The sequence below is a fragment of the Ligilactobacillus sp. MP3 genome, from assembly GCF_024436335.1.
Classification (GTDB): domain Bacteria; phylum Bacillota; class Bacilli; order Lactobacillales; family Lactobacillaceae; genus Ligilactobacillus; species Ligilactobacillus salivarius.
Genome location: NZ_JANFQI010000006.1, coordinates 1 through 23581, shown reverse-complemented (window position 1 = coordinate 23581; position 23581 = coordinate 1). Strand labels below are relative to the sequence as shown.

Sequence of the window (23581 nt, the reverse complement as noted above, 5' to 3'; positions counted from 1 at the left end):
GATTAGTTATTTTCAACCTTTGCAATAATTTTATTAGGTGTATCCCATTCGCTACGTTCAAATTCAGAAACAGGTACATCAACACCTAATTGTGTTTGCAATTCTAACAACAATTGAACAGTTGCCATTGAATCTAATAAACCTGTTTCAAACAAGTTTACATCTAAGTCTTTCTTTACTTCGTCACTACCTGTTAAGTCTTCTAAAATATCTAAAACTGTATCTTTCATTTTTAAAAACCTCTTTCAAATTATTTATTCATAAAAAATAGTTCATTTAAAAATCCTGAGAAAATCAAGAAACTAAAACAAACAACATTGAATGTTAAGAACATTGCAAAGTATTCAGTGAATTTATTACTTGGAATTGACTTGCGATGTTTCTTTTTAAATCTTAGCCAAGCATCATTAATAATGATTGCACACGCATGGAAAATGCCATAAACAATATAGTACCAAGTTACACCATGCCAGAATCCCATAATTAAGAATAAAGTTAAGTAGCCAATGTTAGCCATTGCTATTCTACTTTTAACAAGTTTATTCTTCATCATGAAGAAAACTAGTCTCATATAAATGTAATCACGGAACCAAAATGATAAAGTCATATGCCATCTATTCCAGAAATCTTTAATATTCTTAGATTTAAATGGTTGATTAAAGTTCATTGGAGTCTCGTATCCCATGATGTAACTTGTACCAACTGCAAATAAACTGTATCCTGCAAAGTCAAAGAATAAGTCCATGGAATATACATAAGTATAAGCAACTAACCACCAAGAAATGCCACCATGTCCTAAAGCGTGAATTCTTACTATTGGTAATAAGTATGATCCCCAGAAATAAGCTAACAAGAATTTATATAGGAATCCTAAAAAGATATAATGCACACCTTTTTCTAAAAGTGATAGGTATTTATCTCTTTCTGGAACGGCATCGTAATCCTTTTTAAATCTTCTAAAACGATCAATAGGACCTGAAGAGATTGTTGGGAAAAATAAAAGAAAATGCAATGTTTCCCATAACCCTAATTCTTTGATAATTCCATCTCTGATTTCCATAATCATACCAACAGTTTTAAAGGTTAAGTAACTAATACCTAAAAATCCAATGATCGATTCCTTACCTGCATCTATTGCAGGTGTTATTTTTACAATAACTAATGGCAAAATAGATAAAATAACTGCTAAAACAAAGATAACACCACTATTTTTCTTTTTTCGATAATTGAAATAACCAAAAGTTAGTATCATTTCATAAATGATGTAACAGATCAACATTAACCCTTGCCACCATTTATCACCGCCAAAGGTTAATACTAGAAAAGCAAGTGTTACCAGAGTTTCATACCATCTAAAGCGACGACCATATAATATGCCTATCATTATTGGTAATAAAGCAACTGCTAAGTAACCAAAATAAGTTGGGTTTTGATATGGTTGCAAATTTAACATTATTTATTGACCTCTTTCATTAAAGACTTACGATCGATTTTACCATTATTTGTTAATGGCAATGAATCTACATAGATAAATCTTTGAGGCATCATATAGCTCATCATTGTTTCATTTAATTCTTTTTTGATTGCTTGAGTTAATTTGAATTCATCTTCAAAATCATTTTCTTTAGCTACGACATAAGCAATCAATTGTTGAACTTTATGATTTTTATCGTATTTTGGAACAGTTGTTGCTTGAGAGACCAAGCTAACTCTATCGAGATGATGATCAACATCTTCAAGTTCGATACGGAATCCATGTAATTTAACTTGGAAATCGATACGACCCTTGTATAACAATTGACCATTATCATCAAATTGCCCTAAATCTCCAGTGCGATAAGCTTTTTGACCTTGGAAGTCAATAAATGCAGTTTGAGTTTTTTCAGGATTATTGATATATCCCTTAGATACACTTGGTCCTAAAATAACAATTTCTCCAGCTTCTCCTGCAGCAACTTCTTTTAAGTTATCATCTAGCAATACAATCTTTGTATCATCTTTTGTTATACCAATTGGTAAACGTGGATAATCATTTAAAACTTGTTCTGTTATCTCAACTTGTGTAACAGCGACTGTCGTTTCAGTTGGACCGTAAGTATTAAAAATATGTCCATTAGGGAAACGTGTATGCAAGTTTTGTGCTGTTTGATGAGTTAATTCTTCACCACAGAACAGAAAATGTGTTAATTCTGGTAAATTTTCTTCATTAAATGCTGGATTTAACAAGCATAGATCCATGAAAGAAGGTGTTGAAACCCATTCATTAGCATGCAACTTTGGTAAAGTAGCAAATAATTCTTTAAAATTATCGGTTGTTTCTTTGGGAAGAACTGATAATTTTCCACCTCTAGTAAGAGTTGGATATAAGTCCATCACTGATAAATCAAAGGAATATGGAGGTTGAGAAATGCAGTTTACATCTTCTTTAATTCCAAAGTCTTTTTCCATCCAATCTAAGAAACTTAACAAATTATCATGACTAATTTGTACACCCTTAGGTACACCAGTTGTTCCAGATGTGAAGATAATATAGAAATTATCATCTCCACTAACATATTTTTCTTCATTTATTACTACGTTGCCATTTGAGAAGATATCTTCTAACTTAGCTTGATCTACAATAGGTAAACTTTCAAGGCCGTTAAAACCTTCAGGAAGTTCTTCAACAGCAATACATGCAGCTGGTTTAGCGATGTCATTGATAACATTTAGTCTTTCTACTGGTGAATGTGTATCAACAGGAATATAAGCATAACCAGCTTTAACAATTCCTAAAAATGTAGCAATCATATTAAAATCTTGTCCACCAAAAACCATAATTGGATTTTTGGTATCTAAGTTTAACTGATTTAAATATGTAGCTAATTTATCAGAATAATTTTTTAAATCAGCATAAGTATTTGTGGTGCCTAGATAGTCATAGGCGATTTTATTGGGAGAGGTAGTTCCCCAATTATCAATCTTTTTAATAATATTCATTAATATATCTCCTAACTAAAATTCGTTATAGATGAAATGTGGTTGATCGATACCACTATAACTGTATAGGTAAACTAATGCTGCTAAAATTAAAAAGTAAAAGATGGTTCTACCTACAAATTTAACTGCATCTTTTTGCATTAGCTCTCCTAATCTCTCTCGCATTCCCCTCATACCTCCCTAGAATTAAAGATAAGACAAATTTTGACTTTTGTCTTTTCAACTAATAAGATTACAACTTTTACAGAAATATTACAATACTATAATTCTTAAAATTATCTTATATTTATAGAATATGATTTATAATATTAACAATCAACTGATAATTATTAACTTAATCTTTTCTCAATAAATCATTCTCAACTTTCATCATTTTATCAATGAAACTTCGTGCTTTTACATAGATACCTACTTGGTTATCATAAATCTCATTTAATGTTAATTTTAACCTTTTTTTAGTATCTTCATTAACTTTAATTGAGTTAAGATAGTTTAAATCTACAATACTAAATTTGCGTAAATAATACATTGTCCTTTGATCTAAATTTAACCTGTTCTTATCCATATACCAGTGTTTTCGGCATAGAATACCACCATAACTTTCAGAATAATCAAACTGGCTCTGAGTCTCTCCACAAATAACGCAAGATCGCCAATTAGGTTGTACACCAAATTTCCCCAATAATTGAACTTCTATAATATTAGTAATAATTTGAGCATCAAATCCATCATTGATTAAACTTAAAGCTTTCAATACTTTCTCAAACCATAAAGTATTGGTTACATCAATAGAATCTTCAAAAGCAGCTTTAACAAGTTCTAAAATATAAGTTGCATAGGCATTTAAAATAATATCCTGGTTAATACTTTGAAATTGATCAATACCCTTTGTTGCTGTTATAAAAGATAGTCCTTCACTATTAATACTTCCTATGTATGTTCCATGCGTAAATGGCAAAATTGCTGCTCCCAATTTAAATCCACGCTTTCTAACACCTCTAACAAAGAAAGTTTTAAATCCATACTTATCAGTAAACATAGTAACAAGCATATCTCGTTCGCGATAATTTTTTCTTTTAGTAACAATTGCCGAAAATTCCACATTCTTGTAAATCATATTTTCATGCACCTACTTACAAAAAAAGCGAAGAAGATTTTCTTCAACGCTTTATTATGTTAATTATTAATAATCATCTTGTTTATAGCCAAGTGCTTGTAAATCTACTTGTCTATCTTTCCAATTGGGTTGTACTTTAACCCATAATTCTAAATAGACTTTATCACCAAGCATTAATTCAATATCTTTACGTGCTTTAACACCAATTTGTTTAAGCATCTTACCACCTTTTCCGATGATAATACCCTTTTGACTGTTTCTTTCCACTACAATTGTAGCTTGAACTAAAACTTTTTCGTCATCTTCGCGATGGATTTTATCTACAACAACAGCTACTGAGTGTGGGACTTCTTCACGCGTTAATTCTAAGACTTTTTCACGAATCAACTCACCAGCGATAAATCTTTCAGGATGATCAGTAATTTGATCAGCAGGATAGTACTGTGGACCTTCAGGTAAAGTATTTACCAAAGATTCAATTAATTCTGGGCAGTTATTTCCTTCCAAAGCAGAAATAGGAAATACTTCTGCATAGTCCAAAGTATTGCGATAGTCATCCATTATTTGTAATAACTTATCTGGATGAATTTGATCAATCTTATTTATTACTAAATAAATAGGTTTTTTAACATTCTTCAAACGTTCAATGATGAAATCATCACCACGACCACGTTTTTGAGTTGCATTTACCATGAATAATACGGCATCAACTTCATTTAAAGTGGATAATGCAGATTCTACCATGAAGTCACCTAAACGACTGTGTGGCTTATGAATACCAGGTGTATCAATGAAAACAATCTGTGCATTGTCTTCTGTATAGATTCCTTGAATTTTATTTCTAGTTGTTTGAGCTTTATCACTCATAATTGCAATTTTTTGCCCAACTACTCGATTTAAAAAGGTAGATTTACCAACATTAGGTCTACCTAAAATTGCTACAAATCCAGAATGAAAATTATTTTGCATTAATTAAAAGTCCTTTCAAAATGTTAATATCCAAAAATATATTCGTGGTAGAAAGATCATAGCTGCTACTAAAGTCGCAAAAATAGCTATTATCAAAACGGCTGCTGCTCCCATATCCTTAGCTTTTTTAGCTAACTTATTGGGTTTTAGATCAGTAGCTAAATCTACTACATTTTCAATCGCAGAATTAATAATTTCTGCTGTCAAAACTAAAGTGGCGCTAAGTAGTAACCACAACCACTCTACAATCGAAACTTTAAAAAATAAGCCTCCAATGATAACCATACATAAAGCAAAAACATCAAATCTGAAGTTACGTTCTTCATTAAAGACGGTTTGAACCCCTTTAACGGCATAAGTTAGTGATTTGATAAAACGACGATTCTTCCATTTAGTTACGTATTTCTTTTTATCTTTTGAGACCATAGGCATCTAAAATATCTCTCTGTAATTTGAACATAACTTTTTCGTCTTCAGCTTTCATATGATCATATCCATTTAAATGAAGGAAACCATGGACAGTTAAGAAACCAAGTTCACGATATTCTGAATGACCTAAATATTCAGCTTGTTCTTTCACTTTATCCATTGAAATCATCATATCACCGATATTTTTAGGTTCTTCAAAATCTACATCGTCTGGTAAAATAATTGGAAGTTCATCAGGATCATCTTCCTCGATTGCAAAACTAATTACGTCTGTTGCTTTATCTACACCACGATATTTTAGATTTATCTCATGAATTTGTTCATTATTCATAAGAGTTACAGACATTTCTGTATCTTCTGGAAGTTCAAGATATTTTCCGGAAAACTCTAAAATATCCTTAACCAACTGAATTTTTTCAGCAGGTACACTATTAGTATCATCAAAAATTTCTAAATCCATTTATACCTTCCTTAGTTAATTATTGTTTTTATATGCACGGATAATTTCGGACACTACTGGGTGACGAACAACGTCATTAGCGTCAAAATTAACAAAAGCAATATGTGGTAAACCTTTTAAGCGATTCTCTGCATCTACTAAACCACTTTGACTATGTCCCTTTGGTAAATCGATTTGAGAAGCATCACCATTGACAATCATTTTAGAACCAAAACCTAAACGTGTTAAGAACATTTTCATTTGTGCTCTAGTAGCATTTTGAGCTTCGTCTAAAATTACAAATGCTTTATCTAAAGTACGACCACGCATGTAAGCTAGGGGTGCAATTTCAATAACGCCTCTTTCTATAAGACGTTCAACATGTTCTGCACCTAAAATTGAATTCAACGCATCATATATTGGGCGAAGATAAGGATCAACTTTTTCTTTTAAATCTCCAGGCAAGAAACCGAGTGATTCTCCTGCTTCCACAGCTGGTCTAGTTAAAATTAATCTATCTACTTCACGACGTTTTAATGCTGCTACTGCCATTACAACAGCTAAGTAAGTTTTACCAGTTCCGGCTGGTCCAATACCAAAGGTTAAATCATTATTTTTAATCATTTGTACATACTGACGTTGACTATAATTCTTTACCCTAATAGGTCGTCCAGCACGATCTTTCAATAATGTATTACTATATAAATCTTGGAAATATTCTAATGTTCCTTTTTCAGCCATTTTTACTGCAGAAACGATATCGGCTTCACTCAGATTTATCCCTTGATTTAATAATTTCACTAGCTCACTTAATATTTCTTGAGTTTCAATAACATCTTCTTGATTACCAGAAATTTTTATATAATCACCAAACGGGTTAATGGTTACATTTTTACTTTCTTCAAGGAGTTTTAAATAGCTATCATTTATCCCAAATAAAGCAGGTGCAATATTGGCATTTTTAAGATAAAAATCGTTTTCTACAACTTGTGATTCAGCCAAGCCAAATCCCCCTTATAAAATACATATATATCGTTAATATAGCATACTTTAAAGATTAGGGCTAGATATTTATTCTTATAAAATTTTACTAAAGATGGACTATGTATTTATTATTTTTAACTAATCTGTAATTTATCATTGTCCAATCTTATCGTATAATTACTAACATACGAAACTTTATGGGAGTTAATGAACTATGAAAGATTATAAAAAAATTCTATTATCTCGAATAGATTTAAAAATCCTATACCTTATAATTATTATCCTATTTTCAATATTAACATTCAGAACTGTTCACTATATTCGTCAGGTACCACTGATTAATAAAGCAATTATATATCAATCTTATAACACATCTAGCAAAAACCTAGGTACTTTAAATATGGGCGATCGTGTTACAGTTCTTTCAACTAAATATCATTGGAAAAAAGTCAAAACTTCAGAGGGAGAAGTTGGTTGGATTCAAGATTGGAACTTTCAACAACAAAATAAAATTACTAGTTTATCAGATGCTACTATCGTAATCGATGCTGGACATGGTGGCTCTGATTCAGGTGCCCTATCTCGTACAAATAAGAATGAAAAGACATATACACTTATCTATGCTAAAAAATTAGCAGAAAGATTAAGAAAGGCTGGAGCGATGGTCTATATGACTCGAGATGATGATAGTTTTGTAAGTTTGAATAGTCGGCCACAACTAGCAGAAAATATACATGCGGATGCCTTTATTAGTATTCATTTTGACTCTGCTCCAGAAAATAACATGGGGTCAGGATATACTACTTACTATTATCACAAGAAAACGTCTTTGAGATTAGCACAAGACATTAACAGTAAATTAAAATACTTAAAATTAGAAAATCGTGGGGTTGAATTTGGTGATTTTCTTGTAATTCGTGAAAATACTGTACCAGCAGTTTTACTTGAAATGGGATATATTAATTCAGATAGAGATTTCGAAAGAATTACTTCTACTAGTTATCAAGATAGTGTTGCTGATGATATTAAACAAGGATTAGATACATATTTTGATCAAAACTAAAAAGTCAAAGAATATCAAAATTGGTATTCTTTGACTTTTATTTTTACATTATTAATGATTGCGTTCTTCAATAATATTCATAATTTCATTAACAACTTCATCAATTGTTAACGGTGTTGTGTCAACCTTAACAGCATCTTTAGCTTGAACTAATGGAGAAATCTTGCGATGAGAATCTTTATAGTCTCTTTCAGCAATTTCTTTTTCAAGCACTTCTAACGGTGTATCAATACCCTTAGCAACATTTTCTTTATATCTTCTTAATGCTCTTTGTTCAACACTAGCAACTAAGAAGATTTTTACTTCAGCATTTGGTAATACTGTTGTACCAATATCACGACCGTCCATAACAATACCACCGTTATCAGCAATTTCTTGTTGGCGATGAGTTAAGTCTTGTCTAACACTTGGTTGTGCCGAAACTAACGATACATTATTAGTAATTTCTGGAGTACGAATAATTTGTGTAACTTCTTCTCCATTAACAAAAACTTTTTGTTCAGGTTCAGCCGGTACAAATTCCAATTTGAAATCTTGTAATAAATTCTTTAAAGCTGCGTCATCATCTAATGAAATATTTGCCTTTAATGCAGCATAAGTCACAGCACGATACATAGCTCCAGTATCACAATAAATATATCCTAATTTCTTAGCTACTAATTTAGCTACAGTACTCTTACCAGCAGAGGCAGGTCCATCAATTGCTATTTGTAGTTTTTTAACCACTTAATTCCAACTCCAATATTTGTTCTTTTTATTATTTAATACGTACTTGTTGTCCAGGGTTTAAGTTTGAGCCCATACCTGGATTTAATTGTAATAATTGATCAACAGTTAGACCATTATTAACAGCTACTCGATAAATTCCTTGTCCAGAAGAAACTGTTACGTATTTAGCTTCGCTATTGCTAGAGCTAGAAGAACTACTAGATTCACTAACAGTACTTTCTTGACTATCAGTAGTAGTTGTATCTTCAGTTGCATCTACGCTTTTAACAGATGATTTATCTTTGGTATTACTTTTCTTTTTCTTACTAGTAGCAGTTTTTTCCTTCACACTAGCCTTTTTACTTGTAACCACTGTATTAATTTGAGAGCTACTAGCAGGCTTAGATTCAGATTTCTGTGATATAAAATACAATGCAATTGTTCCAATAATTATCACTATAAAAATGATTAGAAGTGATGTTGTCAACATTGTATTATTTTTGGCATTTCTACGATTTGCTGTTCGTGAATAGTTACCCTGTTCATCACGATCTTCTTCAAATGTCTTTTCCCAAGGTTTTTCATCATTTTTATTATTCATTCATCCCGCCTCCTCACATATACCAACAATCATTTTACCATAACTTATCAATAAAAATGCTTTAAGTTCTAAAAATTTCATCAATTATTTTATAAAATTCTTCAATCTTTAGAGATTTTTGTTCATTTTTATCAAAAATTAACCCTAGTTCTTCTAATGGTAAATCATCATTTAGTTTTTGGCAACATAATTCATGATGGTCAATTTTTTTATCATCTTCAAAATAATCTAAAATATACTGCCTTCTACATTCTTTAGTATCAACATACTGTAGCATTTGCTGCAATGAATTAAACTTTTGTCGTTTCCTCTGCAAGAAAAAAGATTGTAATTCTTCTTTAGATGAATATAAGTTACTTATTTTATTAAGTAATTGAATGCTTTCATTGTCTGTTTCGGCAAATTGCTGTTTATTATTTATGTAATAATCTATCATTTGATTATCTGGAATATTGTTGAGGGATAATTGTTGTTGAATTCCTTCGTCTCCTTTTTGATAGAGCAAAATAGCTATACTTTGTTTACCGTCTCGTCCTGCTCTACCAATTTCTTGAATATACGATTCTAATTCTCCTGGTAAGTGATAATGAATAACATATCTAATATTTTCTTTATTTATCCCCATTCCAAAAGCACTAGTTGCACAAATTAAATCTAACTTATTATCCAAAAATTGATGTTGAATAATAAATCTATCATTCATATCTAAATCAGCATGATATGCTGCTACTTTTAATGAAGTTTTTACTTTTATCTTTTCAGTTATCTCATTGGCTTTCTTTTTACTAGAAAAATAGATCAAGCCTGGACCTTTTATCGTATTTAATAAGTCAAACAACTTCTCTAACTTATCTTGTTCATTATTAAATTTAAAAGCACTTAAAAAAATGTTCTCCCTATCTACAGACTTTCGAACAACTTTAGTTGCTGATTGATCCAACTCTAGTCCCGACATGATTGCATTAATTGTTTGTTGCGATGCTGTTGCTGTTAAAGCTAATGTCAGTGGATTACCTAATTTTTCACGTATCTTACCTAACTCTAAATAATCCGGCCTAAAGTCTGGCCCCCATTGTGAAATACAGTGAGCTTCGTCAACTACAAACAAACTGATCTTTTGTTGTTGTAATCTTGCTAGTACTTCATTATTTTGAAACATTTCTGGAGCCAAATAAATGTACTTATATGTATGCAAATTCTGTAAGGCGTAATTTTTTTCAGAATAAGTCAAATTAGAGGTTAAAGCTAAAACTCTACGTTCACCTTGAAATCGTAATTGCTCTACTTGATCTTGGATTAATGAAAGTAATGGTGAAACAATTATAACTGTTCCATCAAGAAGTTTCCCAGTTAACTGATAACACATTGATTTACCAGTTCCAGTAGGTAAAATAGCAACTGCATCTTTTTGATCAATTAAAGCTTTGATAACTTCTTCCTGTCCTTCTTTAAAGGAAGAATATCCAAAATATTTCTTTAAATAAAATTTTAAATTATGTTCTATCATTATTTAATTTGCTCCGTTGCACTTGATATATACGAAATTTATAAAAAGGCATTTGGTGCCCTGACAATTCTAAATCCTGATATTTCCAATCATCAAGATCATCATCAGAATATATGTTTTGTAAAATACGATAGTCTTCAGAGATAAGTACTTGATGATAATCAAAATTATGCGACAAGATTGAGGCAATGATTAAATGTTCTTGTATAGTACTTTCCTTAAGTCGTCTTATTTGCTTTATTTTTTCTACAGTAAAGCCCTTTTGTAATAGAGTGTAAGTCTCCTCTACACTAGTCGGCAATCCCTGAGACCTTGCTACCAGATTGACAATTTTTGAAAAATTACCACCTTTTTGATTAAGGTAGTCAGCGAATTTTAAGGATAGATCAGCGATGACAATTTGTATATCAGTAGTTGCTAACCCTGTAAGTTCACTTAATTGCTCAATAGTATATCCTGGTAATCCATGGCCAACAAAGGAATTCATGAAAATATCACTTTTATCTTTAGGTTGAGATTCCAAAAAATCTAATAAGTATTCTTTAAATTGTGGTATTAATACTTTCTTTTTTTCTTGGTAGAGCCACTTTTTAATGTAAAATTGAGCCTTTAAATTCTGAGATACTACATAATATCGGCGATTTTCAAAACTTAATTCTGATAAAACTTGTATCATAAGTCGTAGAATTTCTTTCCATAGTTTCAAATCATATTTATTAAACAATTGAGGCTTATCGATAAAATAGTGTTGTTGCTTAAATTCCTCTAAAGCCTGTTGTCCTTTAATAGTTAAAAGTAAATTGTTATCTTTTTTACTCAGATAATTTTCTTCTATCAACTGCGCAATTGCTCGATCGTAGTTTTTTTCATTCAATTCAGGAAAAACATTTAGATAGGATAAATAATTATATCTCAATCCCCAGTATATTGAAGAACTTGTTACTTTATTTTTAAGAATCTGGCGTAATACCGCCTGTCTCCTGGGTTGATCGATTGAAAAGAAATCCAATAATCGTAATTCTACCATCTAAAAATCACCCCTCGTATTAATATAATACGCTAAATTTTAAAATTTCCCAACTAAAATGAAAATTAGTAAATTCCATTTACAATAATAAAAGTTAAGGTAGACCTAAAAATATCTTTTAAAGTGTAAAAAAATGGTGTATACTACCATTATAATGAAAAGAAAGGTGGGTTTTCACTGTGGTAAACAATGAAAATAATCATAAAAAGCATAAGATGATTCAATATGCTAACGGTAAATCACTTGAAGAAGTCAATGGTACCGTAGAAATTCCTAAAGGCAAGGGTTTCTGGAAAACTTTATTTGCATATTCCGGACCTGGTGCCTTAGTCGCTGTAGGTTATATGGATCCAGGTAACTGGTCAACATCTATTACTGGTGGTCAAAACTTTCAATATCTATTGATGTCTGTTATCTTACTATCAAGTTTAATTGCCATGTTGTTACAATATATGGCTGCTAAACTGGGTATTGTAAGCCAAATGGACTTGGCCCAAGCTATTCGTGCTAGAACTAGTAAAGCATTAGGTATTGTACTTTGGATTTTAACTGAGTTGGCTATCATGGCTACTGATATTGCTGAAGTTATCGGTGCGGCAATTGCCTTGTATTTATTATTTGATATTCCGTTAATTATTGCCGTATTTATTACTGTTTTTGACGTATTACTCCTTTTATTACTTACTAAAGTCGGATTTAGAAAAATCGAAGCTATTGTTGTTTGTTTGATTTTTGTTATTCTTTTTGTTTTTGTTTATCAAGTTGCTTTATCAAATCCTGACTGGGGTGGCGTATTTAAAGGATTAATTCCAACATCTGAAACTTTTGCTAAACATCCAGTTGTACATGACATGTCTCCATTAAATGGTGCTTTAGGTATTATCGGAGCAACAGTTATGCCTCATAACTTATATCTTCACTCTGCAATTTCTCAAACACGTAAGTTTGATCGTAATAATGAAGATGACATTGCTAATGCTGTTCGTTTTACAGCTTGGGATTCCAACATTCAATTAGGTTTAGCTTTTGTTGTAAACTCCCTTCTTCTTATCATGGGGGTTGCTGTTTTCAAATCTGGTGCTGTTGAAGATCCTTCATTCTTTGGATTATATCAAGCATTATCCGATACAAGCGTTATGAGTAATGGCCTTTTAGCTGCTGCTGCTAGAACTGGTATTTTATCTACTTTATTCGCAGTTGCCTTATTAGCTTCAGGTCAAAACTCCACTATTACTGGTACTTTAACTGGACAAGTTATTATGGAAGGATTTATCCATTTGAGAATGCCACTTTGGGCTAGAAGATTAATTACTCGTTTATTATCTGTAATCCCAGTACTTATCTGTGTATCCTTAACTAGTGGTAAGAGTACAATTGAAGAACATGAAGCATTAAATAATTTAATGAATAACTCACAAGTATTCTTAGCCTTTGCCCTTCCATTCTCAATGTTACCTCTTATTATTATGACAGGTAGCAAAGTTGAAATGGGTGAAAGATTTAAGAACAGATTATGGATTAATATCCTTGGTTGGATTTCAGTTATTTCTCTAACTTACTTAAATATGATTGGTTTGCCACAAAACCTTGAACCTTTCTTCCCAGCTGACAAAGTTGGCTTAGCACACACAGTAGCTTATATATTAATTGTGCTTATTATTGCTTTACTAATTTGGACATTAGTTGAATTACATTTAGGTAATAAACGCTTTGCAGCTGAACAAGCTAAAAAACATAATAAATAGAATCAATTAAAAAGAACTTCCGATCTTAACTGACTCAAATGGAAGTTCTTTTTTTATAGAAATAAGCAAATATAGCTGTTTGTTGTGTTTATGATATATGGATATTTTATTTTTAATAAATTTATAGTTGCATTGTTTTGCATGCAGATATTGTTGATATATTTATTTCTCCTTCTTTTAACAAATTTAAAAAACTCTCTTCAGAATAGATTTTTTTATTAATACATCTATTCCAAAGAGAGTCTGCGATTATCTTCTGTTACTTGATTTTTATTCTAAGAAGTCCTTTAATTGCTTAGAACGAGATGGATGACGTAATTTTCTTAATGCTTTAGCTTCAATTTGACGAATACGTTCACGTGTAACACCAAACACCTTACCTACTTCTTCAAGTGTTCTTGTACGCCCATCGTCTAAACCAAAGCGTAGACGTAAAACATTTTCTTCTCTATCTGTTAATGTATCTAACACACTTTCAAGCTGTTCTTTTAGCAATTCATAAGCTGCATGTTCAGCTGGACTTGTTGCATCTTGATCTTCAATGAAATCTCCCAAATGAGAATCATCTTCTTCGCCAATAGGAGTTTCCAAAGATACTGGTTCTTGAGCAATTTTTAGGATTTCACGTACCTTTTCAGTTGGCATATCCATTTCAGCACCAATTTCTTCAGGCATTGGTTCACGACCCAAATCTTGCAACATTTGGCGTTGAATTCTGATTAACTTATTGATTGTTTCAACCATGTGTACTGGAATACGGATTGTACGTGCTTGATCGGCAATAGCACGAGTAATTGCTTGTCTGATCCACCATGTTGCATATGTTGAAAATTTAAATCCTTTGCGATAATCAAACTTTTCAACAGCTTTCATAAGCCCCATGTTACCTTCTTGAATTAAATCCAAGAAGGACATACCACGACCTACATAACGCTTAGCAATAGAAACTACCAAACGTAAGTTAGCTTCTGCCAAACGTTGCTTAGCTTCTTGGTCTCCTTCTTCAATCTTCAAAGCTAAAGCTACTTCTTCGTCAGCAGTCAACAAGTTTACTCGTCCAATTTCTTTTAAGTACATACGTACGGGGTCATTAATCTTAACCCCAGATGGTGCAGAAACATCTTTATCATTTTCTGCCTTTTCTGCTTCTTTTGTAGCTGCCTTCAAACTGTGAGCACTTGGTTCACCATTTTCATCAACAACAGAAATCCCTCTATCTTCAATAGAACCAATTAATTGATCCATTTGATCTGCATCCAACTTAAATGGTGTAACTAACTTATCTGTAAGTACCTTATAATTAACTTGTTTTTGTGGCTTATATTCACGAATTAAATCACGTAAAGCTTTTGTGAATGCAGGGTTATTTTCTAAAATTTCTTTTGCCAAGATAAATTCCTCCTATATTGTTAATGACTTAGCATTTTGTTGTTCTTTTAATAAAGAAATCAAGTCCATTGTTAGCTTGGTTATTTTTGCTGTGTCATTTTGACGTTTTGCTTCTAACATTTCAGTTTGAACTTTTTTTATTTTATCCTCTAATGGTGTTTGGCTCATTATCAAACTCAAACAATCATTAATTTCTTGCTCACTTACCTCATCAGCATAGTCACCCATCTCCAATGTAACTACAACTTGGCGTAATCCATCTTCATTGATAAAATCTAAGAAATCAGCAACTTCATACTCATCATGTGTGTCAAAATATGCTTCACTCAGATTATAGATGACTTGATAATTTTCATGGATAAAATTGAAATCTGGTATACCATTAATTCTCAACCAAACATTTTTATCATGTAACATTCGATATAATAATAAGCGTTCTGCTTTCTCTGCCTTTGAAAAATGTTGTACTTCATTTTTCTGGATAACTGTCCTAGGTATTTGCTGAGCCTGATAATTCTGTTCTTCTTGCTTTTCAGCTCTTTGAGCAAATATTTTCTCACGAATTTGTCTAAGTTGTGAGTCTAAATTTTCTTTGGCGACATTAAACCTTTGTGCTAAACGATTCAGATATAAGTCTTGTTCCAAAGAATCTCTAACTTTTGCTATTTCTTGTAAAATATCACGAATGTATTCTAGTTGATCATTTTCATTATTTAGATTCTTATCTTGTTCGTAATAACTTAGATAAAAATCTAATGGACTTTTACGATCATTTCGAGCTAATTCAACAAACTTCTCACTACCATACTTTTTTGTAAATTCATCAGGATCTAGTTTTTCAGGAATTTTGATAACTTCTAAGCTAAATTTTCCAGTTGGTTCAATGATTTCTAAAGCACGTTTCGTTGCATTTTGTCCTGCATTATCGCCATCATAACAAATTACCAAATGCGAAGTTACCCGATTTAAAGCTTGGATTTGTTCATCAGTTAAACTCGTTCCCATCGATGCTATTCCATTTTTGACACCAGATCGATAAGCTGCTATTACATCCATAAAACCTTCAAATAAAATTGCTTCTTTTTCACGTCGAATAATACCTTTTGCTTTATCAAAATTGAATAAAACTTTACGTTTATTAAAAATAGCAGTTTCTGGAGAATTCAAATACTTAGGAGCATCATCTCTTTTCTCTAACAATCTTCCTGAATAAGCAATCGTTTGTCCAGATGTGTCTCGAATAGGAAACATTACCCTACCATTAAATCTTTCTACAAGCTCTGTACTTTGTCTTTCAATAAAAAGACCTGATTTTCGTAAAATCTGATAATCATATAATTTTTGCTCCTTAAAAAAGGCTTCTAAAATGTTATTTTCAGGGGCAAATCCTATCTCAAATTCTTCGATTAAATCATCCTTAATACCACGTTTATGCAGATATTCTAAAGCAGGTTCTCCCAACTCTGTATTAACTAAAATATGGTGATATAGCTTGGTTGTTTCCTTATATAATTTCCTAATTTTACCATTTTCAGAAGTTTCATTTTGATTTCCAGAATTATCTATAGAAATTCCTAAATCATAATTTGCTAATTCAGCAACTCTTTGAACTGATTCAGGAAAAGATAATCCCTCTAATTCCATAATGAACTTAAAAACATTTCCACCACGGTGACAAGAGAAACAATGAAAAATTTGCTTTTGCTCATTTACCGAGAATGATGGTGTCTTTTCTGAATGGAAAGGACAGATTCCAAACCAATTTTTACCGGATTTATGCAATTGTACATACTGACTAATAACATCTAAAATATTGACATTACTTCTTAGTTCGTCAATCGTTGCTTCTGGAATTAATCTCGCCAATCTAACTCACCTCACTTCAACAAAAAAGTGCGCACTACACCCACTGCGTATAGTCAAGATATATAATAAACTATTTTTATGTAAATGTAAAGCAAAATACTTTCATTAATAAAAAAGTTGAAAGGCACATAAAATCCTTTCAACTCTTATATATCATATTTATAAAAATCGTTAAGTGTATTATTTTACAATTAATTTATCTAATGATCCGAAATCTTCTGTTAACTCAGCAATCTTAACCAATTGCAATAATCTATTATTCTTAACTTTTTCATCATCTGCCATAATCATAGTAGCATCAAAGTAAGCTGTAATGCTGTCTTTCAATGAACTTAAAATAGCAAATTTTTCATTCATTTCTGCATCGCCATAACCAGCTTCAACCTTAGCAAACTCATCAGCAAGAACTTTTTCAGTATCATTTTCAAATAAAGTACTGTCAATTACAGCATCGCTACCAAATTCTGGAGCTTTCTTAGCCAAACGAGTAACACGAGTTAAAGCTTCAATAACTTCTTTAAAGTCATCATCTTCTGCATGTTTACTTAAAACTTGTGCAGCTTGTAATGCTTGGATAAATGGCATATCAGCTCTAGCTACTACTGTATCTAGAATATCACGACGTAACTTATTACCACTTAATACTTGTGCTAGACGATCATTTACAAATTCATCCATTTCTGCTGCATTATCGGCAGGATTTGTATTCTTGTATAGGTCATCGCGTTTAGCAAAGGCATCATTGATTGCTGCATGCAATACTGGTAGAGAAATCTCCCAACCTTTATCTAAAGCAATTCTGATAATACCTAAAGCTTGACGACGTAATGCATATGGGTCATTAGAACCACTTGGAATCATGTTAGCAGCAAAGAATGATTGAATGCTGTCTAATTTGTCAGCGATTGATAATACTGCACCTACATTACTTTGAGGTAATTCACCTTCAGAACTTGTTGGCATATATTCTTCACGAATTGCCGTACTTACATTGTCATCTTCACCTTGTAGACGAGCATATATTTCACCCATAATACCTTGAAGTTCAGAAAATTCACCAACCATTCCTGTTACTAAGTCAAACTTATAAATCATGGATGCTCTGTCTAAATCTTTTAATTCAGTTTCAGATAAACCAAGCTTGTTTCCTAGGAACTTAGCTAATAGATTTACACGTTCCATCTTTTCATAGATAGTACCGATCTTATCGTGGAACATAACTTTCTTTAATCTTTCAACATAGTCAGCAATTGTATGTTGTTGATCTTCTTCATAGAAGAACTTAGCATCTTCTAAACGAGCAGTTAATACTTTTTCATTTCCAGCTATAACATTTTCTAAGTAATCCTTGTTACCGTTTCTAACAGATACAAAGTTTGGCAATAAGTTACCTTCTTTATCTGTTACGTAGAAGAAACGTTGGTGATCTTTCATGGAAGTAATTAAAACTTCATTTGGAACTTGTAAGTATTCTTCTTTAAATTTGCCAGCAAAAACTGTTGGATATTCTACTAAGTTATTAACTTCTTCTAATAAGTCTTCATCAACAACAATGTTCCAATTATTTTCAGTTGCTAAAGCATCAATTTGTTTACGAATTTCTGCTTTTCTAACTCCAGCGTCAGCAATTACTTTTTGTGTTTCTAATGTTTCTAAGTACTTGTCAGCTGATGGAACGTCAACTGCTTCACCTAAAAAGCGATGTCCTTGAGTTGTACGACCTGTTTTAATATCTAGAATTTCAAATGGTACTACTTCATCATCTAATAAAGCTACTAACCACTTGATTGGACGAACATATTCAAAATCATTGGATCCCCAACGCATCATTGTAGGGAATTTTAAGTCCATCGCTACATCTTTCATTCCTGTCAAAACTTCAGCAACTGGCTTACCAGGAATAAATTTCTTAACATATACGTATTCTGTACCTTTTAATTCTTTAAAGAAGATATCGTCAACGGTTACGCCTTGACCTCTAACGAAACCTTGAGCAGCTTTTGACCAATTACCTTCGTCATCTAAAGCAATTTTCTTTGAAGGACCCTTAGCTTCTTCTTCAATATCAGCTTGTTTACCAGCTAAACCTGTTACTTTTACTGTTAAACGACGTGGAGTTGAATATGGGATAACTTCATCAAAATCTATTCTTTGTTCTTTTAAGAATTTTGTTGTCTTTTGTACTAATTGGTTAACACTAGGAGTAACAACATGTGCTGGTATTTCTTCTAGTCCGATTTCTAGTAAAAATGTATGAGCCATTATTTTTCCTCCTTTAGTAACTCTTGTCTTAGTTTTTCATCTTTAATTAATGGGTAACCTAGTTTCTTTCTTTCAGCTACGAATACTTTAGCTACAGATTTAGCCATATTTCTAATTCTTGATAAGTAACCAGCTCTTTCTGTTACAGATACTGCACCACGAGCATCAAGTAAGTTGAAAGTATGACTACATTTCAAAATATAATCATAAGCTGGATGAACTAATCCATTTGCAAGTTGCTTCTTAGCTTCTGTTTCGAATGTATCAAATAAGTTTAGTAACATTTCTTGGTTACTTTCTTCAAATGAATACTTAGAATGTTCATATTCAGGTTCTTTAAAGATGTCACCGTACTTAACTCCATCAGCCCATTCTAAATCATAAACAGAATCAACATCTTGGATATATGATGATAGACGTTCTAGACCGTATGTTACTTCAGCTGCAACTGGTTTAACTTCTAAACCACCAACTTGTTGGAAGTAAGTAAATTGAGTGATTTCCATTCCGTCTAACCATACTTCCCAACCAACACCGGCACAACCCATAGATGGATTTTCCCAGTTATCTTCAACGAAACGAATATCATGTTCTTTAGGCTCAATACCTAAGGCACGTAAACTATCAAGGTAAAGTTCTTGAATGTTACTTGGAGATGGTTTCATCAAAACTTGGAATTGATGATGTTGGTATAAACGGTTAGGGTTATCACCATAACGACCATCAGCAGGACGACGTGATGGTTCTACATAGGCAACATTCCATGGTTCTGGTCCAATAGCTCTTAAGAATGTATAAGGACTCATTGTTCCGGCACCTTTTTCAGTATCATATGATTGCATCAACATGCAGCCTTGTTTAGCCCAAAATTGTTGCAACGTTAAAATAATATCTTGCAATGCTAATTTCTTTGTCATTACAATACTCCTTTGAATAAATGATTCGAAAGCTAATCAAACTCGTTGCATAAGAAAAAGACCGTTCCTATGCAACGCCTCTGGTTACATAGGGACGATCTTTCGTCATCGCGGTTCCACCCTACTTCTAGTTAAACTAGCAACTTAATTCGTATAAACTCCGAAAACGCCAAACTATTCAGAATAACATCTGCTTACACTATCCAGACTCGCTGTACCTATTCTTATGAATAGTCCCTTTTTCATCAATGTTTACTTTATTCAATGCTTAGAGTATAGCATATTTGAAATAAAATTCAATAACTTTTACTATGCATTATTTAAATTTTATTTCTGCTCTTTATAATCTAGCTCGTCCTTATTTTTCTAAACTATCTAAAAAGTTACAGTTTTTTAAGAAGTAGTTAACGCTCTTTACTCATGCTTTCCACGTAAGATATTTATAGCAGCAACTGTCATAATAATTGCTAAGACTACCATCCAAAATTGAGCTTGATCTATTATTACATTAGCACCGTTCAATCCATTGACTATTGCTGAAATAAAAGCTAATCCGACTGCACCACCGATTTGCTGGAAAGTATTGACAACTCCTGATGTAGCACCAGCAATCTCATCAGAAGTTCCAGCCACTCCAGCAACCGTTGCTGGACCTATGATCAAACCTTGACCCATACCTAAAAAGATCATTGGAAATGCTACTCCCCACCAATAACCACTATTAATACCAATTACATTTCCCAAAACAAAACCTAAGGTATCAACAACAACACCTGAAATTAATACTGATGTATTAGAAAATCGTGCTGTTAAGCGAGGAATATACAAGGAAACAATAAATTGTATAACAGTTAATGGTAAAAATGAGATAGATGCCATCAATGGTGTAAATACAAAAACTCTTTGTAACGCTTGTGGCATTAAAAAGAAATAAGACATGCTTGCACCTAACATAAAGAATCTTGAAATCATGGCACTTATTCTTCTGCCAAATTAAAAAGATAGTCATACCAGTTTTTTAACCGGCATAACTATCTATTTTTTATCTTGTTTTTGTAAGTTATCTTGTGGATTCTTTCCTTTTCGATTCATTCCTTGATTTTGACTATCAAGCATGTAGCGTTCAATCAAACTTACAACTTCATCATTTTGTGGCAAGTCAGAGTGTTCCGCATCTTCTCCTGTAACAGTTATTTCAGTAAAATGCTTAACCTGCTTTTGATAAATATATTTACCAGCTGAAACACTACTTTCCGGTACTAATCGATCAGAATCATAGGTTTCAGTCCCTGCCACCGAATAAACAGTAAGATTGGTTGGAATACTTTCTCTATTCGCAATAAAGTCTGCCAACATTTCTGTTTTATTAGAAATAGACGTTTCATCAAAATTATACGGTGTACCAATTGTCATTAGTCGTTTAATCTCAACTTGACTATACTCATTGAAATACTGTTCTAAGAAGTCAGTATATATTAATCCACCATTAGAATGACCAATTCCTTTAAAATTATTAAATTTATAACGAGTTTGCAATGCTGCGAATGCTTGATTAAACATGCGTGCTTGTTTCTTTATATTGCTATAACCATCTTTATTATTTTCAAATCCCACTACAATAATTGGTTCATTGTCATTAGCCCTAATTTTACCCTTATAGGTAATTTTTCCATTATTCCAAACTTTAACCTTCAACAAGCTATGTTTATTTCTAGTATGTTGATTGAGTTTTGTTACCAAAGTATCAAATCTATTTTCTGTGGCTGAACTTCCTGGAATCATAATTACCGGCGAAAGTTTAGAGTTGTAGAAAGCATTTAACTCTTTGATATTACTCTTAGTCCAAAAATAAGAAGGAATTGCGAGTAGAATGATAAAAATTAAGGTCACAAATAAGATAATTCTTGTTCGTTTTTTAGTCATTTACTCGCCCTCCTTTTCTTCTTGCAAATAAATATATTGCATTTTCAACCATATTTGTTCGTTCAGTCTAACAAAAGGAATATAGACTATAATATCGATAAAAAAAACAATAACTCCAATTATTAGAGCTACAAAATTTCCTCCCGTACCGATAAAAGCTACTAAAGGTCCAGGTGTCCCCATTGGTACTGGATAAACAACTGGTGGCATAATATGTGCAATAATAGCTAGAGCTGCAATTACTATATTCAATATTGGAGTAAGAATAAACGGTATTAAATATAAAGGATTAAACATCACTGGGAGTCCTATCATGACAGAAGTCCCACTATTAAATAGTGTTGGTATTAGGCCAGACACACCAACGCGACGATAACTTCCTGCCCCAGAAACAATTAAGATCGCTACAATCAGAGCTAAAATTGAGCCAATTCCACCAAAAGTTCCAAAACTGTGGTAGAGCGAATATTCTGAGAATGGATGTGGTACACCCCAAACAGAGTGATATTTCAATGCGTAATTAAGATTTTCAACGGAGGTATTATCATCTACAAATGAACGATATTGATAAGGTCCACTAAATCCTAACCAGGCAAAAATTGTTGTGACAAAAGTTCCGAATAACGTCATTGAAAAGTTGCTATGTTTAAGGGAAATGTTTGTTACATAATCAGCGATCGCATCGTATACACCATATCTAAAAAATAGATATAATAATCCATTAATGACAATTGCTACTAAAAAAGAAAGTATAATTGCTAAAAGTGAATTAAATGCCTTCTCTAATACATTTGGCGAATGACTTTTAGTCTTTTTTAAATCAATGCCTCCAAACTTTCGGAAAATTTGTCCTGTTATGTAACCAACCAATAGGCCTAAAAGGATTCCGTCTGCCCCTAACATCATCGCGTCTACTGGTAAATTAATAATACCGTCCCCATTTTCAGAAACATTTACCATACATACGAATAAATAAGAGATCAAACCTGTAATACCTGCTACTTGCTGATCTTTTCGGTAAAATTCAGCTGTATATTTGGCACAATAGTACGCTGCTAGCAAAGCTAAAATACCAATTGTAAAGGTCGCAAAATTATTGAACAATAGCTTTACTAAACGGGAATCCGGAAACCATTTAGGCATCGCAAGAATACTGTTAATAAACCCCTTGTCTGATAAAAATGAAATTGAAACAACTCTGGCGATGCTTCCTAAAAGAGCAAACGGAAACAAGGATAGCAAGGTTCGTTGCACTGCTCTTACAATAACACGCCGCCGAAGCCAAACTAACTTGTTGACCCATTTATTTTGGATTGCCAAAATGTCATACATTAAACCACCTACATTCATCTCTTTATGTTAAGTCTAATTATAGTTATTCGTTGGGCAATTGCAATATGGAGATTGTTAGAAAAGTAAGGTTATTAGAGCGTATGTAAATATTAAAAAAAACGGTCGTCATCAAATCTGACACTGAGATTTATACCAAAATTTATAAAAGCAGTTATAAGAGAAATTCCAAGTAACTCACTGTAAAATACTTTCTAATGAAAAATATTATCTAAGTCTATTCTATTCTCTTTTTCATAATAATCTAATTTCTATTTTGTGTTCCCTACTCAATTTACTGGTGCTAGTTTCACTTGGGAGCGTAAA

General features: G+C 32.2%; 22 protein-coding genes. 2 read left to right on the top strand and 20 right to left on the bottom strand.

The window, feature by feature from the left end:
* Positions 1–2: 2 nt before the first annotated feature.
* From dltC to NOU10_RS05620, 9 genes are all read right to left on the bottom strand, one after another.
* Positions 3–230, bottom strand: a complete 228-nt coding sequence (gene dltC, locus NOU10_RS05660) for a D-alanine--poly(phosphoribitol) ligase subunit 2 (protein ID WP_003701982.1) — start codon at positions 228–230, stop codon at positions 3–5.
* A 20-nt stretch (positions 231–250) separates the two neighbouring features.
* Positions 251–1453, bottom strand: coding sequence for a D-alanyl-lipoteichoic acid biosynthesis protein DltB (dltB, locus tag NOU10_RS05655; protein ID WP_014568414.1), 1203 nt, complete (start codon positions 1451–1453; stop codon positions 251–253).
* A complete protein-coding gene (gene dltA / locus NOU10_RS05650; protein WP_255906269.1) occupies positions 1453–2979 on the bottom strand; it encodes a D-alanine--poly(phosphoribitol) ligase subunit DltA in 1527 nt (508 codons plus the stop codon). Before dltA ends, dltB begins: the two co-directional genes overlap by 1 nt.
* A 15-nt stretch (positions 2980–2994) precedes the next feature.
* Positions 2995–3144: a teichoic acid D-Ala incorporation-associated protein DltX gene (locus tag NOU10_RS05645; protein ID WP_003706303.1), complete on the bottom strand. Its 150-nt coding sequence runs from the start codon at positions 3142–3144 to the stop codon at positions 2995–2997.
* A gap of 169 nt (positions 3145–3313) precedes the next feature.
* Positions 3314–4096 carry a DNA repair protein RecO gene (recO, locus tag NOU10_RS05640; protein WP_034983167.1) on the bottom strand — a complete coding sequence of 261 codons (783 nt, stop codon included), beginning with the start codon at positions 4094–4096 and terminating at the stop codon, positions 3314–3316.
* 66 nt (positions 4097–4162) lie between these two features.
* On the bottom strand, positions 4163–5065 hold the full coding sequence (era, locus tag NOU10_RS05635) for a GTPase Era (RefSeq protein ID WP_255906268.1): 903 nt from the start codon (positions 5063–5065) through the stop codon (positions 4163–4165).
* Between the two features lie 15 nt (positions 5066–5080).
* The gene (locus NOU10_RS05630) at positions 5081–5497 is read right to left on the bottom strand and encodes a diacylglycerol kinase (RefSeq protein WP_069469266.1); all 417 of its coding nucleotides are present in this window, start codon (positions 5495–5497) and stop codon (positions 5081–5083) included.
* A complete protein-coding gene (ybeY, locus tag NOU10_RS05625; protein WP_255906267.1) occupies positions 5475–5954 on the bottom strand; it encodes an rRNA maturation RNase YbeY in 480 nt (159 codons plus the stop codon). Before ybeY ends, NOU10_RS05630 begins: the two co-directional genes overlap by 23 nt.
* A 15-nt stretch (positions 5955–5969) precedes the next feature.
* The gene (locus tag NOU10_RS05620) at positions 5970–6935 is read right to left on the bottom strand and encodes a PhoH family protein (RefSeq protein WP_255906266.1); all 966 of its coding nucleotides are present in this window, start codon (positions 6933–6935) and stop codon (positions 5970–5972) included.
* Between the two features lie 196 nt (positions 6936–7131).
* Here NOU10_RS05620 and NOU10_RS05615 point away from each other — a divergent pair, with 196 nt between their 5' ends.
* On the top strand, positions 7132–7980 hold the full coding sequence (locus tag NOU10_RS05615) for an N-acetylmuramoyl-L-alanine amidase (RefSeq protein WP_255906265.1): 849 nt from the start codon (positions 7132–7134) through the stop codon (positions 7978–7980).
* A gap of 51 nt (positions 7981–8031) precedes the next feature.
* Here NOU10_RS05615 and cmk read toward each other — a convergent pair whose 3' ends face one another.
* From cmk to NOU10_RS05595, 4 genes are all read right to left on the bottom strand, one after another.
* The gene (cmk, locus tag NOU10_RS05610; RefSeq protein ID WP_003706313.1) at positions 8032–8706 is read right to left on the bottom strand and encodes a (d)CMP kinase; all 675 of its coding nucleotides are present in this window, start codon (positions 8704–8706) and stop codon (positions 8032–8034) included.
* A 31-nt stretch (positions 8707–8737) separates the two neighbouring features.
* The gene (locus tag NOU10_RS05605; protein WP_161022372.1) at positions 8738–9289 is read right to left on the bottom strand and encodes an SAG1386/EF1546 family surface-associated protein; all 552 of its coding nucleotides are present in this window, start codon (positions 9287–9289) and stop codon (positions 8738–8740) included.
* A 61-nt stretch (positions 9290–9350) separates the two neighbouring features.
* Complete coding sequence (locus NOU10_RS05600; RefSeq protein ID WP_255906264.1) at positions 9351–10796, bottom strand: ATP-dependent DNA helicase RecQ; 1446 nt, start codon at positions 10794–10796, stop codon at positions 9351–9353.
* Positions 10783–11823 (bottom strand): helix-turn-helix domain-containing protein, encoded by a 1041-nt coding sequence (locus tag NOU10_RS05595; RefSeq protein WP_255906263.1) that lies wholly within the window; start codon positions 11821–11823, stop codon positions 10783–10785. Before NOU10_RS05595 ends, NOU10_RS05600 begins: the two co-directional genes overlap by 14 nt.
* 179 nt (positions 11824–12002) lie before the next feature.
* Between NOU10_RS05595 and NOU10_RS05590 the strand changes: the two genes are divergently transcribed.
* Entirely contained in the window at positions 12003–13568 is a 1566-nt protein-coding gene (locus NOU10_RS05590; protein WP_160993529.1) for an Nramp family divalent metal transporter, read from the top strand.
* A gap of 270 nt (positions 13569–13838) precedes the next feature.
* Here NOU10_RS05590 and rpoD read toward each other — a convergent pair whose 3' ends face one another.
* The 7 genes from rpoD to NOU10_RS05555 all read right to left on the bottom strand — a co-directional run bounded on the left by rpoD (position 13839) and on the right by NOU10_RS05555 (position 23257).
* Positions 13839–14945 (bottom strand): RNA polymerase sigma factor RpoD, encoded by a 1107-nt coding sequence (gene rpoD / locus NOU10_RS05585; RefSeq protein WP_034983182.1) that lies wholly within the window; start codon positions 14943–14945, stop codon positions 13839–13841.
* Between the two features lie 24 nt (positions 14946–14969).
* On the bottom strand, positions 14970–16823 hold the full coding sequence (dnaG, locus tag NOU10_RS05580; RefSeq protein ID WP_255906262.1) for a DNA primase: 1854 nt from the start codon (positions 16821–16823) through the stop codon (positions 14970–14972).
* Between the two features lie 180 nt (positions 16824–17003).
* A complete protein-coding gene (gene glyS / locus NOU10_RS05575) occupies positions 17004–19085 on the bottom strand; it encodes a glycine--tRNA ligase subunit beta (protein WP_255906261.1) in 2082 nt (693 codons plus the stop codon).
* A complete protein-coding gene (glyQ, locus tag NOU10_RS05570; RefSeq protein WP_003700278.1) occupies positions 19085–20002 on the bottom strand; it encodes a glycine--tRNA ligase subunit alpha in 918 nt (305 codons plus the stop codon). Before glyQ ends, glyS begins: the two co-directional genes overlap by 1 nt.
* A 414-nt stretch (positions 20003–20416) precedes the next feature.
* Positions 20417–20974, bottom strand: a complete 558-nt coding sequence (locus NOU10_RS05565) for a hypothetical protein (RefSeq protein ID WP_255906260.1) — start codon at positions 20972–20974, stop codon at positions 20417–20419.
* A gap of 63 nt (positions 20975–21037) precedes the next feature.
* Positions 21038–21925: an alpha/beta hydrolase gene (locus NOU10_RS05560; protein WP_255906259.1), complete on the bottom strand. Its 888-nt coding sequence runs from the start codon at positions 21923–21925 to the stop codon at positions 21038–21040.
* On the bottom strand, positions 21926–23257 hold the full coding sequence (locus tag NOU10_RS05555) for a PTS transporter subunit EIIC (protein WP_255906258.1): 1332 nt from the start codon (positions 23255–23257) through the stop codon (positions 21926–21928). It lies immediately after the preceding gene.
* Between the last annotated feature and the right edge of the window lie 324 nt (positions 23258–23581).

Excerpts from the sequence above, each read along its gene's own strand:
- era (WP_255906268.1), bottom strand. The coding sequence starts at position 5,065 with ATGCAAAATAATTTTCATTCTGGATTTGTAGCAATTTTAGGTAGACCT.
- dltA (WP_255906269.1), bottom strand. The coding sequence starts at position 2,979 with ATGAATATTATTAAAAAGATTGATAATTGGGGAACTACCTCTCCCAAT.
- ybeY (WP_255906267.1), bottom strand. The coding sequence starts at position 5,954 with ATGGATTTAGAAATTTTTGATGATACTAATAGTGTACCTGCTGAAAAA.
- NOU10_RS05555 (WP_255906258.1), bottom strand. The coding sequence starts at position 23,257 with ATGTATGACATTTTGGCAATCCAAAATAAATGGGTCAACAAGTTAGTT.
- NOU10_RS05600 (WP_255906264.1), bottom strand. The coding sequence starts at position 10,796 with ATGATAGAACATAATTTAAAATTTTATTTAAAGAAATATTTTGGATAT.
- dltB (WP_014568414.1), bottom strand. The coding sequence starts at position 1,453 with ATGTTAAATTTGCAACCATATCAAAACCCAACTTATTTTGGTTACTTA.
- NOU10_RS05615 (WP_255906265.1), top strand. The coding sequence starts at position 7,132 with ATGAAAGATTATAAAAAAATTCTATTATCTCGAATAGATTTAAAAATC.
- glyQ (WP_003700278.1), bottom strand. The coding sequence starts at position 20,002 with ATGACAAAGAAATTAGCATTGCAAGATATTATTTTAACGTTGCAACAA.
- NOU10_RS05605 (WP_161022372.1), bottom strand. The coding sequence starts at position 9,289 with ATGAATAATAAAAATGATGAAAAACCTTGGGAAAAGACATTTGAAGAA.
- NOU10_RS05565 (WP_255906260.1), bottom strand. The coding sequence starts at position 20,974 with ATGATTTCAAGATTCTTTATGTTAGGTGCAAGCATGTCTTATTTCTTT.
- glyS (WP_255906261.1), bottom strand. The coding sequence starts at position 19,085 with ATGGCTCATACATTTTTACTAGAAATCGGACTAGAAGAAATACCAGCA.
- NOU10_RS05595 (WP_255906263.1), bottom strand. The coding sequence starts at position 11,823 with ATGGTAGAATTACGATTATTGGATTTCTTTTCAATCGATCAACCCAGG.
- NOU10_RS05630 (WP_069469266.1), bottom strand. The coding sequence starts at position 5,497 with ATGCCTATGGTCTCAAAAGATAAAAAGAAATACGTAACTAAATGGAAG.
- dltC (WP_003701982.1), bottom strand. The coding sequence starts at position 230 with ATGAAAGATACAGTTTTAGATATTTTAGAAGACTTAACAGGTAGTGAC.
- NOU10_RS05645 (WP_003706303.1), bottom strand. The coding sequence starts at position 3,144 with ATGCGAGAGAGATTAGGAGAGCTAATGCAAAAAGATGCAGTTAAATTT.
- recO (WP_034983167.1), bottom strand. The coding sequence starts at position 4,096 with ATGATTTACAAGAATGTGGAATTTTCGGCAATTGTTACTAAAAGAAAA.
- NOU10_RS05560 (WP_255906259.1), bottom strand. The coding sequence starts at position 21,925 with ATGACTAAAAAACGAACAAGAATTATCTTATTTGTGACCTTAATTTTT.